The sequence below is a fragment of the Kineococcus haloalkalitolerans genome, assembly GCF_050871905.1.
GTDB lineage: Bacteria > Actinomycetota > Actinomycetes > Actinomycetales > Kineococcaceae > Kineococcus.
Map to the genome: position 1 here is coordinate 1 of NZ_JBJLSH010000067.1, position 15270 is coordinate 15270.

Annotated in this window: 14 protein-coding genes; 10 read left to right on the forward strand and 4 right to left on the reverse strand. The window is 76.8% G+C overall.

Going from position 1 to position 15270, the window contains the following annotated elements:
* Positions 1-88: 88 nt before the first annotated feature.
* The gene (locus tag ACRYMY_RS18420; RefSeq protein WP_432548675.1) at positions 89-865 is read right to left on the reverse strand and encodes an isocitrate lyase/PEP mutase family protein; all 777 of its coding nucleotides are present in this window, start codon (positions 863-865) and stop codon (positions 89-91) included.
* A gap of 105 nt (positions 866-970) precedes the next feature.
* Between ACRYMY_RS18420 and ACRYMY_RS18425 the strand changes: the two genes are divergently transcribed.
* Positions 971-1639, forward strand: a complete 669-nt coding sequence (locus ACRYMY_RS18425; protein WP_432548676.1) for an HD domain-containing protein — start codon at positions 971-973, stop codon at positions 1637-1639.
* 29 nt (positions 1640-1668) lie between these two features.
* Here ACRYMY_RS18425 and ACRYMY_RS18430 read toward each other — a convergent pair whose 3' ends face one another.
* On the reverse strand, positions 1669-3273 hold the full coding sequence (locus tag ACRYMY_RS18430; protein WP_432548677.1) for a diguanylate cyclase domain-containing protein: 1605 nt from the start codon (positions 3271-3273) through the stop codon (positions 1669-1671).
* 207 nt (positions 3274-3480) lie between these two features.
* Between ACRYMY_RS18430 and purS the strand changes: the two genes are divergently transcribed.
* The 3 genes from purS to purL are packed head-to-tail and all read left to right on the forward strand — an operon-like array spanning position 3481 to position 6757.
* Complete coding sequence (purS, locus tag ACRYMY_RS18435) at positions 3481-3747, forward strand: phosphoribosylformylglycinamidine synthase subunit PurS (protein WP_432548678.1); 267 nt, start codon at positions 3481-3483, stop codon at positions 3745-3747.
* The gene (gene purQ, locus ACRYMY_RS18440; RefSeq protein WP_432548679.1) at positions 3744-4424 is read left to right on the forward strand and encodes a phosphoribosylformylglycinamidine synthase subunit PurQ; all 681 of its coding nucleotides are present in this window, start codon (positions 3744-3746) and stop codon (positions 4422-4424) included. Before purS ends, purQ begins: the two co-directional genes overlap by 4 nt.
* Positions 4421-6757, forward strand: a complete 2337-nt coding sequence (gene purL / locus ACRYMY_RS18445) for a phosphoribosylformylglycinamidine synthase subunit PurL (protein WP_432548680.1) — start codon at positions 4421-4423, stop codon at positions 6755-6757. Before purQ ends, purL begins: the two co-directional genes overlap by 4 nt.
* A gap of 654 nt (positions 6758-7411) precedes the next feature.
* On the opposite strand, the gene ACRYMY_RS18450 is transcribed toward purL, so the two are convergent.
* Positions 7412-8110, reverse strand: coding sequence for a helix-turn-helix domain-containing protein (locus ACRYMY_RS18450; protein ID WP_432548681.1), 699 nt, complete (start codon positions 8108-8110; stop codon positions 7412-7414).
* A 214-nt stretch (positions 8111-8324) separates the two neighbouring features.
* On the opposite strand from ACRYMY_RS18450, the gene ACRYMY_RS18455 reads away from it, so the two are divergent.
* From ACRYMY_RS18455 to ACRYMY_RS18470, 4 genes are all read left to right on the forward strand, one after another.
* Positions 8325-9245: an ABC transporter ATP-binding protein gene (locus tag ACRYMY_RS18455; protein ID WP_432548688.1), complete on the forward strand. Its 921-nt coding sequence runs from the start codon at positions 8325-8327 to the stop codon at positions 9243-9245.
* Positions 9242-9979, forward strand: a complete 738-nt coding sequence (locus tag ACRYMY_RS18460; protein WP_432548682.1) for an ABC transporter permease — start codon at positions 9242-9244, stop codon at positions 9977-9979. Before ACRYMY_RS18455 ends, ACRYMY_RS18460 begins: the two co-directional genes overlap by 4 nt.
* Before the next feature lie 78 nt (positions 9980-10057).
* A complete protein-coding gene (locus tag ACRYMY_RS18465) occupies positions 10058-11284 on the forward strand; it encodes a sensor histidine kinase (RefSeq protein ID WP_432548683.1) in 1227 nt (408 codons plus the stop codon).
* Entirely contained in the window at positions 11281-11949 is a 669-nt protein-coding gene (locus ACRYMY_RS18470) for a response regulator (RefSeq protein ID WP_432548684.1), read from the forward strand. Before ACRYMY_RS18465 ends, ACRYMY_RS18470 begins: the two co-directional genes overlap by 4 nt.
* 34 nt (positions 11950-11983) lie before the next feature.
* Here ACRYMY_RS18470 and ACRYMY_RS18475 read toward each other — a convergent pair whose 3' ends face one another.
* Positions 11984-13126, reverse strand: coding sequence for a TerD family protein (locus ACRYMY_RS18475; protein WP_432548685.1), 1143 nt, complete (start codon positions 13124-13126; stop codon positions 11984-11986).
* Positions 13127-13318: 192 nt separating this feature from the next.
* On the opposite strand from ACRYMY_RS18475, the gene ACRYMY_RS18480 reads away from it, so the two are divergent.
* Both ACRYMY_RS18480 and ACRYMY_RS18485 read left to right on the forward strand, forming a co-directional pair.
* Entirely contained in the window at positions 13319-14749 is a 1431-nt protein-coding gene (locus ACRYMY_RS18480; protein ID WP_432548686.1) for a sugar porter family MFS transporter, read from the forward strand.
* A complete protein-coding gene (locus ACRYMY_RS18485) occupies positions 14746-15204 on the forward strand; it encodes a universal stress protein (protein ID WP_432548687.1) in 459 nt (152 codons plus the stop codon). The genes ACRYMY_RS18480 and ACRYMY_RS18485 overlap by 4 nt, the downstream gene beginning before the upstream one ends.
* Positions 15205-15270: the final 66 nt, after the last annotated feature.

The following is a 15270-nucleotide window of genomic DNA, read 5'->3' on the forward strand; positions in this document are numbered from 1 at the left end:
CGAGATTGACGGGGGCGGCGGGGGGGCCGCGCCGCTCTAAACCGCCGGCCCCGGCGGGGGGGGGGCGCCCCGGCCCGGCCGGACCGCGTCAGTTCAGCGGCCGGGTGCCCTCGGGGACCCCGCCACCGGCGTAGATCGCGCGGGCGGCGTCCTGCAGGGCCGTCAGCGCCACGCGCTGCGTCAGCGGCCCGTAGGTGATCCGTGCCACGCCCAGCTCCGCCAGCCGCGCCTGGTCCGGCACCCCCGGGAACCCGATGACGCTCAGCTTCTGCCGCCCGAGGCCCGCGACCAGCTCCTGCACGGTCTCGTCGTCCAGCGGCCCGGGCACGAACACGGTGGTGGCGCCGGCCTCCAGGTAGGCCCGCCCGCGCTCGAGGGCGTCGGCGACGACGATGTCGCGCGGGCGGTCCCCGCCGCGGACGAAGGCGTCGGTGCGGGCGTTGAGCACGAACGGGACGCCTTCGGCCTCCCCGGCCGCGACGACGGCCTCCACGACGGCCACGGACTCCGCCAGCGGGCGCAGCTGGTCCTCGACGTTGGCGCCGACGACGCCGACGCCGATGGCGCGGCGCACGGTCGCGCCGGCGTCGCCGAAGCCGCCGTCGAGGTCGGCGGTCACGGGCAGGTCGCCGGCGGCGACGACGATGCGCTCGACGAGCGACAGGGCCAGGTCCAGGGGCACCTGCTCGCCGTCGGCGTAGCCGAAGGTGGAGGCGATGGAGTGCCCGGCCGTGGCCAGCGCCCTCGTCGCCGGTTCGGCGGCCACGACGGACGCGCTGACGGCGTCCCAGACGTTGACCATGACGAGCAGCTCGGGATCGGTGTGCAGCGAGCGCAGGGCGGTCGCCTTCGCGGTGAGGTCCACGCGCGCACGGTGCCGCACCGGCGGCCGGCGCGCCCGTCCGGGTGTGGCGAGCCTCTCGTCCCGCGGAGATCGCCGGGGCGCCCGAGCGGCTCGTAGCGTGATCGCATGGGTGCAGCAGAGCCGCTCCTCCGTCCCCGCCCGCGCACGCCGCACGAGCCGCCGGACCCCGCCCGCGACCCCGAGCCCGCCCGTGACCCCGACCGCGACCCCGACCCCGCCGCCGACCTGGCCGGCGCGGCGCGTGAGCTGGCCCGCGAGCTGCTGGGCGGGCTGCACCCGCGCTGGGAGCACTCGGCGGCGGTGGCGCGCCGCGCGGAGGAGGCGCTGGGCGTCGTCGGCGACGACGGACCCGCGCTGCTGGCCGCGGCGTGGCTGCACGACCTCGGCTACGCGCCGGCCCTGCGCGACACCGGCTTCCACCCGGTCGACGGGGCCCGGTACCTGCGCTCGCGCGGGTGGCCGCCCCTCGTGTGCTCGCTCGTGGCGCACCACTCGGTCGCCGGCCCGGTCGCCGCGGTGCGGGGGCTGGCCGCCGAGCTCGCCGCGTTCGACGACCCCCGCGCCACGACCGGCCCGCTGGCCGACGCCCTCACGTGGGCGGACCAGACGACGTCGGCGGACGGGCGCACCGTCACCGTGGGCGAGCGGCTGGCCGACGTCCTGCGCCGGCACGGGCCGGACAGCCCGAACGCCCGCTGCCACGACGAGCGCGGCCCGGCGGTCCGGGCCGCCGTGCAGCGCACGGAGGCCCGCCTGCGCGGCGCCGGGCGCTGAGCGCTCCGCGCGCGGCGGTCGGCGGGCGGTCAGCGAGCGGGCTGGGCGGGGGCGAGGACGCAGCGGCTGCCGCCGTCGCGCTTGGCCGCGTACATGGCGTCGTCGGCGTGCGAGAGCAGCGCGTCGGCGCCGTCGGCCTCGCCACCCGCCGCGCACCCCACGCTGGCGCCGACCACCGCGGTGCCGGCGGCCAGCCGGTACGGCACCCGCAGCGCCGCCACCACGGCGTCGGCGATCCGCGCGGCGCTCGCCAGGTCCGCCTCCCGCAGCACGACGGCGAACTCGTCGCCGCCCAGGCGCGCGGGGGTGCCCAGGTGGCCGACCGCGCGGTCCAGCCGGCGCCCGGCCTCGGCGAGCAGCTCGTCGCCGGCCGCGTGGCCCAGCGTGTCGTTGACGGCCTTGAACCCGTCGAGGTCGACGAACAGCACGCACACCTCGCGCCCGCCGTCGACGGCCGCGGCGAGGTGCTCGGTGAAGCTGCGCCGGTTCGGCAGGCCCGTCAGCCCGTCGTGGCGGGCGTTGTGCTCGGCCTCCTGCGTCAGCGCCACCCGCACCAGGGCGGCCTCGGCGAGGACGCCCAGCGACTCCAGGGCGGCGGCGTCGTAGCGCTCGGAGTCGGGCACGGGGCTGCGGCCGGTCACCAGCCACCAGCCGCCGGGCCCACCGGCCTCGCCGGGCTCGCCGAGACCGACGACGGGCACGCCCTGCTCGGCGGTGCCGGGCGGGCCGGCGCGCACCTCCAGCCGGCCGGAGGAGACGACGGCCGAGCCGTGCCGGCGCAGGGCCTCGCGCAGCTGCCCGCGGGTGGCGGCGCCGTGCACCTCCACGGCGGCGCGGAACAGCTCGCGCTGCTGCAGGCGGCGCTGGTTGGCGGTGCGGTAGCTGGAGGCGGCCACGACGAGGGCCAGGACCGGCACGAGCATCAGCGAGGCGACCCAGCCGGGCATGGCGGACTGCACCGCGGCCGCGAGGTAGGCCAGCGTCGACATGAGCAGGAACAGGCCACCGCCCAGCAGGGTGCCGGGGCTGCGCAGCTCCTCGCGCACCCGCCGGCGCTCCTCCACGGCCACGGACACGGCCGACAGCGCGAAGTCGACGCCGTAGTAGACGGCGCAGGCCGCGAGCACGTCGAGCAGCGCCCGGACGCTGACGACGTCCGGGGCGCCGTCGTGCCGCAGCGCCGCGACCGCCGCGGCGGCGGCCGCGGCCGACAGCAGCGAGGAGCCGGTGTTGAAGACGCGGCTGGTCCAGCTGCGCCGCTCGGTCAGGTAGGCCGGCAGCACCGTCAGCGTCCACGCCAGCAGGGCGGTGACGGGCGCGCCGAGGGTCAGCAGGTGGGCCAGCAGGACGGGCGCGAAGGGCACGTGGACGCCGGTCATCCGGCTGGTCACCGACAGCGGGAAGCGCGAGAGCAGGCAGCCCAGGGGCAGGGACACCGCCAGCAGCGGCCACAGGGCGGCGTCGCGCCCGCCGGCCAGCCACGCGGCCAGGGCGAGCGTGCCGGTGAGCAGGCCGAGGACGAGCACGCCGACGTCGACGACGCGGGAGGCGCGCGGCGGCCCGGGCGGCGGGCCCGCGGACGCGCCGGGGGGCCCGCCGGCAGACGTGGCGCCGTCCGGTCGGGTCGGCGGCACGGGCACCTCGCGGGGTCGGGCGAGCTGGGCTTCGCGGTGGGCGCGGGCCGTCGGTTCGACCCTCCCGGTGGTGATCGGCGGCCGCTGCGGCCGCCTTGAGCGGGCGGACGGGCGGGGCCGGCGCGCCCGGTAGCCTGGGAGCGCTGGACCGCAGGTCACCTCCCAGGCCCCACCCCGGTGGGCACACCCCTCGAAGGAGCGCCGCGCATGGGCCGCGTCGTCATCGACGTCATGCCGAAACCCGAGATCCTCGACCCCCAGGGCAAGGCCGTCGTCGGGGCGCTGCCCCGCCTCGGCTTCGACGTCTTCACCGGCGTCCGCCAGGGCAAGCGGTTCGAGCTCGAGGTCACCGGGGAGGTCACCGAGGAGGTCCTCGAGCAGGCCCGCCGGGCCGCCGAGACCCTCCTGTCCAACCCGGTGATCGAGGACGTCGTCTCCGTGCGCGACGCCGCCGCGGCGGGTGCGGGCGCGTGAGGGTCGGGGTCGTCACCTTCCCGGGGTCGCTGGACGACGGCGACGCCCGCCGCGCGGTGCGCCTGGCCGGCGCCGAGCCGGTCGCCCTGTGGCACGCCGACGCCGACCTGCGCGGCGTGGACGCCGTCGTGCTGCCGGGCGGGTTCTCCTACGGCGACTACCTGCGCTGCGGGGCCATCGCCCGCTTCGCGCCGGTCATGACCGAGGTCGTGCGCGGCGCGGAGCGCGGCCTGCCCGTGCTGGGGATCTGCAACGGGTTCCAGGTGCTGTGCGAGTCGCACCTGCTGCCGGGCGCGCTCGTGCGCAACGACCACCAGAAGTTCGTGTGCACCGACCAGCGCCTGCGGGTGGAGAACGCCTCGACCGCGTGGACGTCGGCGTTCACCGCGGGCGAGGAGGTCGTCGTCCCGCTGAAGAACGGCGAGGGCGGTTTCGTCGCCGACGAGGTCACGCTGGACCGGCTCGAGGGGGAGGGCCGCGTGGTGTTCCGCTACGTCGGCGCGAACCCGAACGGCTCGCTGCGCGGCATCGCCGGCATCGCCAACGAGCGCGGGAACGTCGTGGGCCTCATGCCGCACCCCGAGCACGCCGTGGAGGAGGGTTTCGGCCCGACCACCGACGGGCTGGGCCTGTTCACCTCGGTGCTGACCGCGGGCTTGGCGGCGGTGAGCGCGTGAGCACCTCCACGGGCACTCCCACGACCTCCGCGCTGGACACCGTCGCGCGCGCCGCGACGACCCCGGACCAGCAGCAGCCGTGGGCCGAGCTGGGCCTGAAGGCCGACGAGTACGAGCGGATCCGCGAGATCCTCGGCCGGCGCCCCACGGGCGCGGAACTGGCCATGTACTCGGTGATGTGGAGCGAGCACTGCTCCTACAAGAGCTCCAAGGTCCACCTGCGCGTGTTCGGGCAGCGCACCACGGACGCCATGCGCGAGAAGCTGATGGTGGGCATCGGCGAGAACGCCGGCGTCGTGGACATCGGCCAGGGCTGGGCCGTCACCTTCAAGGTGGAGAGCCACAACCACCCCTCCTACGTCGAGCCCTACCAGGGCGCCGCGACGGGCGTCGGCGGGATCATCCGCGACATCATGGCGATGGGCGCGCGCCCGATCGCCGTCATGGACTCGCTGCGCTTCGGCGCGCTGGACCACCCCGACACCGGCCGCGTCGTGCCGGGCGTCGTGTCCGGCGTCGGCGGGTACGGCAACTGCATCGGCCTGCCGAACATCGGCGGCGAGGTCGTGTTCGACCCCTCCTACCAGGGCAACCCCCTCGTCAACGCCCTGTGCGTGGGCGCCCTCAAGCACGAGGACCTGCACCTGGCGAACGCCCGCGGCGTCGGCAACCTCGTCGTCCTGTTCGGCGCCCGCACGGGCGGCGACGGGATCGGCGGCGTGTCCGTCCTCGCCAGCGAGACGTTCGAGGAGGGCGGCCCCAGCAAGCGCCCCGCGGTGCAGGTGGGCGACCCGTTCCAGGAGAAGGTGCTCATCGAGTGCTGCCTGGAGTTGTTCCACGCCGGGCTCGTGGAGGGCATCCAGGACCTCGGCGGCGCCGGGCTGTCCTGCGCCACCAGCGAACTGGCCTCCGCCGGTGACGGCGGGATGCTCGTGCACCTGGACCGGGTGCCGCTGCGCGACCCCTCGCTCTCGCCGGAGGAGATCCTCATGAGCGAGTCGCAGGAGCGCATGATGGCGGTCGTCACCCCGGCCAACGTCGAGGCGTTCCTCGCGGTGACGCGCAAGTGGGACGTGGAGGCCGCCGTCCTGGGCGAGGTCACCGACGGCGACCACCTCGTCGTGCAGTGGCACGGCGAGACGGTCGTGGACGTGCCGCCGCGCACCGTGGCCCACGAGGGCCCCGTCTACGAGCGCCCGTACGCCCGGCCCGCGTCCCAGGACGCGCTGCAGGCCGACGCCCCCACCGCCGAGCGGCTGCCGCGGCCGGTGGGCGGGGACGCGCTGCGCGCCACCCTGCTGCGGATGGTCGCCTCCCCGAACCTGTCCTCGCGGGCGTGGGTGACCGACCAGTACGACCGCTACGTGCTCGGCGGCACCGCCCTGGCGATGCCCGACGACGCGGGCGTCGTGCGCGTGGACGAGGAGACCGGCCTCGGCGTCGCGCTCAGCCTCGACGGCAACGGCCGCTACACCAAGCTCGACCCGCGCACGGGCGCGCAGCTGTCGCTGGCCGAGGCGTACCGCAACGTCGCCGCGGCCGGTGCCCGCCCGCTCGCGGTGACGGACTGCCTGAACTTCGGCTCCCCGGAGGACCCGGGCGTCATGTGGCAGTTCGCCGAGGCCGTGCAGGGGCTGGCGGAGGCGTGCGAGCGCCTCGGCGTGCCCGTCACGGGCGGCAACGTGTCGCTGTACAACCAGACCGGCGACGCCGGGCTGGACTCCGCGGTGCTGCCCACGCCCGTCATCGGCGTGCTCGGCGTCCTCGACGACGTCTCGCGCCGCACCCCCTCGGGCTGGCGCGAGGCCGGGCAGGCGGTCTACCTGCTCGGCACGACCCGCGACGAGCTCGGCGGCTCGGAGTGGGCGTGGGCCGAGCACGGCCACCTCGGCGGGCTGCCGCCGGCGCTGGACCTGGAGGCGGAGGCGCTGCTGGCCGACGTGCTCGTGCAGTGCTCGCGCGACGGCCTCGTCGACGCCGCGCACGACCTGTCCGACGGCGGGCTCGCGCAGGCGCTGGTGGAGTCGGTGCTGCGCTACGGCGTCGGCGCGCGGGTGTGGCTGGGCGAGCTGTGCGACCGCGACGGGGTCGACGGGTTCACCGCCCTGTTCTCCGAGTCCGCGGCCCGCGCCCTCGTCGCGGTGCCGCGCGAGGAGGAGGTGCGGTTCACCGACATGTGCACCGCCCGCGGCCTGCCGCACCTGCGGATCGGCGTGACCGACGACGGTGACGGCGAGGTCCCCGCCCTCGACGTGCAGGGCCTGTTCAGGGTGCCGGTGGCCGAGCTGCGCACCGCGCACGAGGCGACCCTGCCCGCCCGCTTCGGCGGCTGAACCGCCGGCGGGAACCCTCCGCCGCACTCCCCGGACCGCCGGGCCCCTCGGGGTCCGGCGGTCCGTCGTGTTCTGGGGCGTGTCCCCGGCGGTGCGGCGCCGTGACGGGGTCAGGTGGCGTCGCCGGGCGGAGGGGCCTGGCGAACGCGGGAGAGCGCGCGGGCGGCGTCCTGCGCGAGGAGGGAGACCTCCCGGCCACATCGTCCTCGTCGCGGACGCCGTCCAGCACGAACAGGAGCTGCTCGGGATCCGTGGAGTAGCGGAGGACGTGGTCACGCAGCTGGTCGGCGGTGGCGTGCCGGAGGCCGAGGCGGTGGGCCAGGGCGACGACGTCGTCGACGTCCTTGGCGCGCTGCGCGACGAGCTTCGTCGCCAGGAGGAACCCGTCGTCCGCGTACGTGACGCGCAGCCCAGGTGCGTCCGGTGGAGTCGTCGACCCCGCCGGCAGCGGTGGCGTCCACGCCGCTGCGGAGGAGTTGAGCCAGGTCGACGGCAAGCCGTGCTCGGTTGCCAGGGCGTGGGCTTCCTGCAGGACGGCGGCCACACCGCGCTGCCGGAGGCGGTGGTGGAGCTCGGTGAGCAGCCGGCTGATCCAGTCGGCGTCCAGCTCGTGGTCGTCCGCGGGTCCAAGTACCCCGCCGCGGTTCCGCGCGGTCACGCGGTGGTCAGATCGCGGCGGGGGACGAAGACGTTCAGGCGCTGCAGCCACGGCGGGGTCTGGGTCCGGACGCGGTCGGGGCTGAGGAAGGGGTGCGGGGGCAGCCAGGGCTCCGGGAGCGGCCGCGGGACCGCCCAGACGGGGACCTCGTGGCCGGCCGCCTCGTGCTCGTGCGCGGTGCAAGCCGCCAGGAGCGTGTCCCAGCCGGGGTGCGACGTGCTGGCCGGGGCGGCCTCCCACGCGTCCAGCAGGAACGGTGGGGCCGGGACCAGGTCGGTGCCCGGTGTCGGCAGCGCTCGCGGGAGCAGCGGGTCGGCGGCGAGCACCGCGGCGCCCGACGCCTGCTGCAGGAGCAGTCTCAGGTGGTCGCGGCCCTGCAGCAGCGCGCGCCAGGCCCACGGCTCGTCGCCCTCGCGCAGGTGCCGGCGGACGGCGGCCGCGGTCGCCGGGGCGGACATCAGCCCCAGGGCGCGGGCGCCGGACAGGGCGCGGGCCAGCCGGTGCGCGCGCAGGAGGGTTCGAGCTGAGGGGGACACCGTGCCGCGCAGGTAGCTGGACAGGCGCGGCCCCGACGTGCCCAGCGCGGTGGCGAAGGCGGCCTGCGTCAGACCGCTGGTCGTCACAGCGGTGCGCAACGACTCGACGACCGCGGCGGTGTCCCGGTCCAGGGCGTCCCCACCGGTGGGACGGGACACCGGCGGAGGGCTGGCGGGCTTCGCCGGAGCAGTCGTCGTCACCCGTGGAGGTTATCGGATGTGATAAGAGATTAGTCAGTCCATCCACCGGTCGGTCGACCCCGGCCTCGTCCACCGCGGCGGCCGGCACCGCTCGCCGGTCGATCCGCCGCACCCCGGCCCGGGCCGAGCCTGGAGCCGTCAGCGGTCCGGACGAGGAGCGGAGGTGGGCGCGGTGCCGGTGGTCGAGGTGCGCGGGTTGCGCAAGGAGTACGGGACGAGGGTCGCGGTGGACGGGGTGGACCTCACCGTGGAACGGGGGGAGTTCTTCGGCGTCCTGGGACCCAACGGGGCGGGCAAGACGACGACGGTGGAGTGCCTGCTGGGCCTGCGGCGGCCCGACGGCGGCACCGTCCGCGTCCTGGGCCTCGACCCGGTGCGCGAGCGCCGCGCCCTGGTGCGGCGGGTCGGCGCCCAGCTGCAGGCCAGCCGGGTGCAGCCCCGGCTGCGGGTGGCGGAGGTGCTCTCGCTGCACTCGTCGTTCCACGACGACCCGGCGCCGTGGCGGGAGCTGCTGGAGCGGGTGGGCCTGGCGGGCGAGGAGCGCACGGCGGCCGGGAACCTCTCCGGCGGCCGGCAGCAGCGCCTGTCCATCGCGCTGGCCCTGCTGGGCAGGCCCGAGCTGGTGGTCCTCGACGAGCTGACCACCGGTCTGGACCCGGCGGCCCGGCACCGCACGTGGCAGCTGGTGCGCGACGTCAACCGCGACGGGGTCACCGTGGTGCTGGTCACCCACCAGGTCGACGAGGTGGCCCACCTGTGCGACCGGGTCGCCGTCCTGGCCGCCGGACGGGTGCTGGCCGCCGGTGCTCCCGCCGAGCTCGTGGCCCGCGCCGGCGAGGAGCACGCCCTGTCCTTCCGGCCCCTGCCCCCGGTGGCGCCGGGTGTGCTGGAGGCCCTGCCCGCCGTGCGGTCGGTGCAGCGCGACGGCGAGCGGTGGACGGTGCGCGGCACGGCCACCGCGGCGCAGGCGGTCCTGGCGGAGCTGGCCGCCCGCGGCAGCACCGCGGCCGAGCTGGAGGTCGGCGGGGCGAGCCTCGAGGACGCCTACCTGCGTCTGACCGGTGCGGCACGGACCGCGGGGGTGGCCCGGTGAGCGCCTTCCGGTCCCTGGCCCGGGCCGAGGCGGTGGGGGTGCTGCGCGAGCCCACCGGCGTCGCCCTCGTCGTCCTCCTGCCCCTCGGGCTGCTGCTCGGGCTGGGCCTGCTGCTGGACCTGGCGGACCCGCTCTCGACCGCGGACCGGGAGTCGGCGGCCTTCGTCCCGGCGCTGGCGGTGGCGCTGCTGCTGGGGCTGGTCGCCCTGGTCAGCCTGCCCGCCACCCTGGCGCTGTACCGCGACAGCGGCGTCCTGCGCCGGCTGTCGACCACCCCCGCCGCTCCCGGCGCCCTGCTGGGCGCGCACCTCGCGGTGCACCTGGTGCTGGTGGTCGCGGCGACCGCGGCGCTCGCCGTCGCGGCGCTGACGGTCGTCGGGCTCCCCGTACCCGCCTCGCCCGGCACGGCGGTGCTGGTGACCGCGCTCAGCGCGCTCGCGCTGTTCGCGGCCGGGCTGGTGGTCGCCGCGCTCGCCCCCTCGGCCCGGGCGGGTGCCGCGCTCGGGCCGGTGCTGCTGGTGCCGGTGCTGTTCCTGTCCGGCGCGTGGGTGCCCCTGGAGGTGCTGCCCGGGTGGCTGGAGGTCGTGGCCCGCCACTCGCCGCTGGGCGCGCTGGTCGACGGGTTGCTGCGCGCGTGGGCGGGGGTCCCCGTCGCCGCCTCCCAGCTCATCGCCCCCGCCGCCACGGCCGCGGTGCTGTCGGCGGTGGCTGTGCGAACCTTCCGCTGGGAGTGAGGGGGAGGCGTGGCGCGTCGGTCGGGGAGCGGGGTCGCCGGTGGGACGGCCGGGGGTGCCGGGGTCCGGGACCCCCGCGTGCAGCGCGTCCTGGCCGCCCTGCCGCTGACCCTGCTGGGCGCCTCCGCCCTCCTGCACGTGGTGCTGCGGGGCGCGGGGGTGCGGTGGGAGCTGGTCGTGCCGCTGGTGCTCCTCACCGCCGCGTGGAGCCACCTGGGCTGGCGCCGGCTCAGCCGCAGCGGTGAGCGCGGCTGGCCGGTGGCCGGCTACCTGGCCGGCCTGTGGGTCCTGGACGCCGCGCTGGTCCTGCTGGACCCGGTGTTCGTGCTCGCCGCGATCGTCGGCTTCGTCGCCGCCCCGGTGCTCACCCTGGACTGGCGCGGCGCCCCGGGCGTGCTGGCCTTCGCCCTGCTGGTCAACCTGCTGCCCGCCGGGCTGCCCGAGGACGGCACGGGGTGGGCCGTCGTCTCGGCCGTCGTCCTCGTGGAGACCGTGGTGGTCGGCGCCGTGGGCAGCATGACCCGGTGGGCGGACGAGCAGAGCGAGCGGCGCCGGCGCGCGGTCCTCGCCCTGGAGGAGGCCGCCGCCGAGAACGCGGCCCTGCAGGAGCGGCTCGTGCGGCAGGCCCGCGACGCCGGCGCGGCCGCGGAACGGGTCCGCCTGGCCCGGGAGGTCCACGACACCCTCGCCCAGGGCCTGGTGGGCGTCCTGACCCAGGTCGAGGCCGCGCAGCGCTGCGAGGGCCTGCCACCGGCCGCGGGCGCACGGCTGGAGCGGGCCGCGGCGCTGGCCCGCGCCACGGTCGCCGACGCGCGCCGCTCCCTGCACGGCCTGCGCCCGGCGCCGCTGGAGCACGAGGGGCTCGTCGCCGCCCTGCGCGCCGTGGTGGACCGGTGGGCCGGCGACGCCGGGGTCCCCGCGGAGCTGGTCGTCGACCGGGAGCCGCGGGACCTGCCCACGGCGGTGGAGGTCGCGCTGCTGCGCGCCGCGCAGGAGGCGCTGGCCAACGTCGCCCGGCACGCCGCGGCGCGGCGCGTGGTGGTCAGCCTGGCGCCCATGGGCGACGTGGTGGCGCTGGACGTGCGCGACGACGGCCGCGGGTTCGACCCCTCGGCCGTCCCGCCCGCCAGCCTGGGGCTCGTCGGCCTGCGCGAGCGCGTCCAGGAGCTCGGCGGTGCCGTCGACGTCGAGTCCGCGCCCGGTGCCGGGACGGCGCTGTCGGTGCGGGTGCCGCTACCGGTGCCCGGGACGGCCCCCGGGCCGGTCCCGCGCGGCGCCGGCCTGCCCGGCGGGGCGCGGGCGTGATCCGCGTGCTGGTGGTGGACGACCACCCCGTGGTGCGCGACGGGCTGCGCGGTGTCCTCGGCGCCGCGGACGACCTGGACGTGGTCGGCGAGGCCGCCGACGGGCCCTCGGCCGTGGCCCGGGCCCTGGCCCTGGCCCCCGACGTCGTCCTCATGGACCTGCGGATGCCCGGCGGGGACGGGGTCGCGGCCATCGAGGAGCTGGCCCGGCGGGGCAGCCCGGCCCGCGTCCTGGTGCTCACCACGTACGACACCGACGCCGACGTCCTGCGGGCGGTGCGGGCCGGCGCCACCGGCTACCTGCTCAAGGACGCGCCGGTGGCCGAGCTCCTGCGCGGGGTGCGGGCGGCGGCGCGCGGGGAGTCGGTGCTCGCCCCCGCCGTGGCCTCGCTGCTGGTGGCCCGGGCGCGCCGGCCGGTGGTGGCCGAGCTGGCGCTGTCGCCGCGCGAGCTGCAGGTGCTGCGCCTGGTCGCCCGCGGGGCGGGCAACCGCGAGTGCGCCCGCCGGCTGTTCATCAGCGAGGCGACGGTGAAGACCCACCTGCAGCACGTCTACGACAAGCTCGGCGTGGGCGACCGGGCGGCCGCCGTCGCCGCGGGCTACGAGCGGGGTCTGCTGGGCCCCGGCAGCGGCCCCGGCAGCGGCCCCGGCGACGACCCCGGCTGACCGGGCAGCCCGGGCAGCCCGGGCCGCGCGGCCGTCAGCCGAACAGCAGTTCGCGCGCCGGGTCGACGAGCTTGCGCACGGTGCGCCCGGAGCGGAACTCGCCCAGCGCCCGCATCGACCAGGCGGAACCCTCCCGCACCACCGCGCACATGAGGACCGCGGTGGTGTCCTCCGTGTCGCTGAGCTCGTAGCGCACCAGTTCCGCGCCGCGCTCGTCGAGCAGGCGGCAGAACGCGCGGGAGACCTGCGTGAACGTCTGCCCGCCGAAGGAGTTGATGGTGAACACGAGCGCGTGCACCTGCGCGGGCAGGTCGCCCAGGCGCACGCGGATCTGCTCGTCGTCGCCGTCCCCGGCGCCGGTGAGGTTGTCGCCGCTGTGCTGCACCGCACCGCCGAAGGCCTTCTTGGCCATGAACCACACCTTCGCCAGGTCCTTCCCGGCCGCGTCGAAGGCGATGCAGGAGGCGTCGAGGTCGATGGAGCGCCCGCGCGCGGCGGGGTCCCAGCCCAGGCCCAGGGTGACGGCGCTGAGCGGGGGAGCGCCGGTCTTCACCAGCGACACCGTCTGGTGCTTGGTCAGGCTGACCCGGCCCTTGTCGAGGTTCAGCGGGGTGCGCGCGGGCGCGGGCGCCGGCACCGGTCCCGGAGGCGCGGCACCGGCGCCGCTGCCGTCGTCGTCGACGCTGATGCCGAAGTCGGTGGCCAGCCCCGCCAGGCCGCTGTCGTACCCCTGCCCGACGGCGCGCAGCTTCCAGCCGTCCCCGCGCCGGTACAGCTCACCGGCCACGAACGCCGTCTCGGCGCCCGCCCCGGGTACGTCGAAGCGGGCCAGCTCCGCGCCGGCGGCGTCCAGCACGCGCAGGTGCAGCCCGGGCACCTGCCCGAAGGTGCCGCCGTCGGCGGAGGCCGCGAGGACGACGCGCTCCACCTGCGCCTCCACGCGCGCCAGGTCCACGACGACCGCGCCGTCGGGCAGGCGCTCGAGCGCGCCGGAGGGGTGGCGCGGCTGGTTGTAGAAGACGAAGTCGTCGTCGGAGCGCACCTTCCCCGCCGCCGTCAGCAGCAGCGCGCTGGTGTCCACGGCGGGCACCCCGGGCCCGGTGTCCCAGCCCAGGACCGCTCGCACGCTCGTGGTGGGCAGGTCGGTGTTGCCGCCCCGGGTCAGCTGGATCGCCACCCGGTCATCCTGCCGGAGCGGGTGGCGGCGCGGGGGTGGCCGGGTGTCAGGGAGGGCGACGAGCCTCGCGGCACGTTCGTTTGTCTTGACATACTGACGTGCGCGTTCCTACGGTGCCTGCGGTCCGGCCACCGGCGGCCGGGCAGCGCCACCCGATCGACGCTGCGACGCAGCACGCACGAAGGGTTCCTCATGGCCTCATCGACGCCCCGCGGCGCGGCCGCCGCGGACGCGCCCGTCCTGCCGCCCGACACGCGCGGCCCGCACAGCAAGCGCCTCGGCCTCGTCGCCGTCGTGGCGACCTTCGGCGGCCTGCTGTTCGGGTACGACACCGGGGTGATCAACGGCGCCCTGGAGCCGATGATCCAGTACTTCGGCCTGACGGCGTTCACCGAGGGCCTGGTCACCAGCGTGCTGCTGCTGGGCGCGGCCACCGGTGCCGCCGTGGGCGGGCGCCTGTCGGACTTCCAGGGCCGGCGCAGGAACATCCTGGTGCTCGCGGTGGTCTTCTTCGTCGCCACGCTGGGCTGCGTCCTGGCCCCCAGCCTCGCCGTGCTCGTCCCCGCCCGCTTCGTCCTCGGCCTCGCGGTCGGCGGCGCGTCGGTGACGGTGCCGGTCTACCTGGCCGAGATCTCCCCGGCGGAGCGGCGCGGCGGCATCGTCACCCGCAACGAGGTGATGATCGTCTTCGGCCAGTTCGCGGCCTTCGTCGTCAACGCGGTCATCGGCAACGTGTGGGGCAGCAACGAGCACGTGTGGCGGTACATGCTCGCCGTCGCCGCGCTGCCCGCCGTCGTCCTGTTCGTCGGGATGCTGCGCATGCCCGAGAGCCCGCGCTGGCTCGTCATGAGGGGCCGCGACGACGAGGCGCTCGCCGTCCTGCGGCAGGTCCGCAGCGCCGAGCGCGCCGAGGCCGAGCTGGCCGAGGTGCACCTGCTCGCCGAGCAGGAGCGCGAGGCGCAGACGGGCGGCTGGTCCGACCTCGGCACCCGCTGGGTGCGCCGGGTCGTCGTCATCGGCGCCGGGCTGGCGGTCTTCCAGCAGCTCACCGGCATCAACTCGATCATGTACTACGGGACCCAGCTGCTGCAGGAGGCCGGGTTCTCCCAGAACGGCGCGCTCATCGCGAACACCTTCAACGGCCTGTTCAGCCTGGCCGGCGTCCTCACCGGTCTCGCCCTCATCAACAGGATCGACCGGCGCCCGATGCTGCTGTTCGGCTTCATCGGCACCACGACGACGCACCTGCTCGTCGGCGTCCTGTCCAGCACCCTGCCCGAGGGCACCCTGCGCAGCTACACGATCCTCGTGCTCGTCGTCTGCTTCGTCTTCGTCATGCAGGGCACCATCGGCCCGCTCGTGTGGCTCATGCTCGCGGAGATCTTCCCGCTGAAGCTGCGCGGGTTCGGCCTGGGCCTCACCGTGTTCGTCCTGTGGGTGACGAACTTCCTCGTCGCGCTCGCCTTCCCCCAGCTCGTCGACGGCATCGGCATCTCGAACACGTTCTTCGTCTTCGCCGGTCTCGGCCTCCTGGCGATCGCCTTCGCCAGGACGGTGGTCCCCGAGACCCGCGGCCGCTCCCTGGAGCAGCTCGAGAGCCAGTTCCGGCGGGACTACTCGTGAGCGCCGGGCAGGACGCCGCGGAGCAGGACGTCGCGGGGCGCGACGCGGCACCCGGGAGGGGCCCGGCGTCCGTCGTGGTGGCCGTCACCGACTCCGCCGAGGGCGAGCACGCGCTGGCGCACGCCTTCACCGAGGCGCAGCGGCTGGGGACCGACCTCGTGGTGGTCAACCTCAGGCTCGGCGCCCTGGACGTCTCCGGCGCCCCGGAGGGGCTGAGGCTGGAGGTCGTCGACCGCCGCGGCCGGCGCAGCCCGGGCGACGCCGTCCTGGACGTCCTGCGCGAGCGCGCCGGCACCGTCGACCGGCTGGTGATCGGCGTCCGCCGCCGCTCCCCGGTCGGCAAGGCGGTCCTGGGCAGCCTGTCGCAGGAGCTGCTCATGGACGCCGACGTCCCCGTCGTCGCCGTCAAGCTGCCGCGCGAGCGCTCCGGCGGGCAGGACGGCCGCGCCGCCTGACCGGCTCGCGGACGCGGCGGTGCCCCCCCCCCGGCCGGGGGGGGGCCCGCGGGGCCCGGGCGACGG

Coding starts and splice junctions, on each gene's coding strand:
- ACRYMY_RS18425 (WP_432548676.1), top strand. CDS start 971: ATGGGTGCAGCAGAGCCGCTCCTCCGTCCCCGCCCGCGCACGCCGCAC.
- purS (WP_432548678.1), top strand. CDS start 3,481: ATGGGCCGCGTCGTCATCGACGTCATGCCGAAACCCGAGATCCTCGAC.
- ACRYMY_RS18480 (WP_432548686.1), top strand. CDS start 13,319: ATGGCCTCATCGACGCCCCGCGGCGCGGCCGCCGCGGACGCGCCCGTC.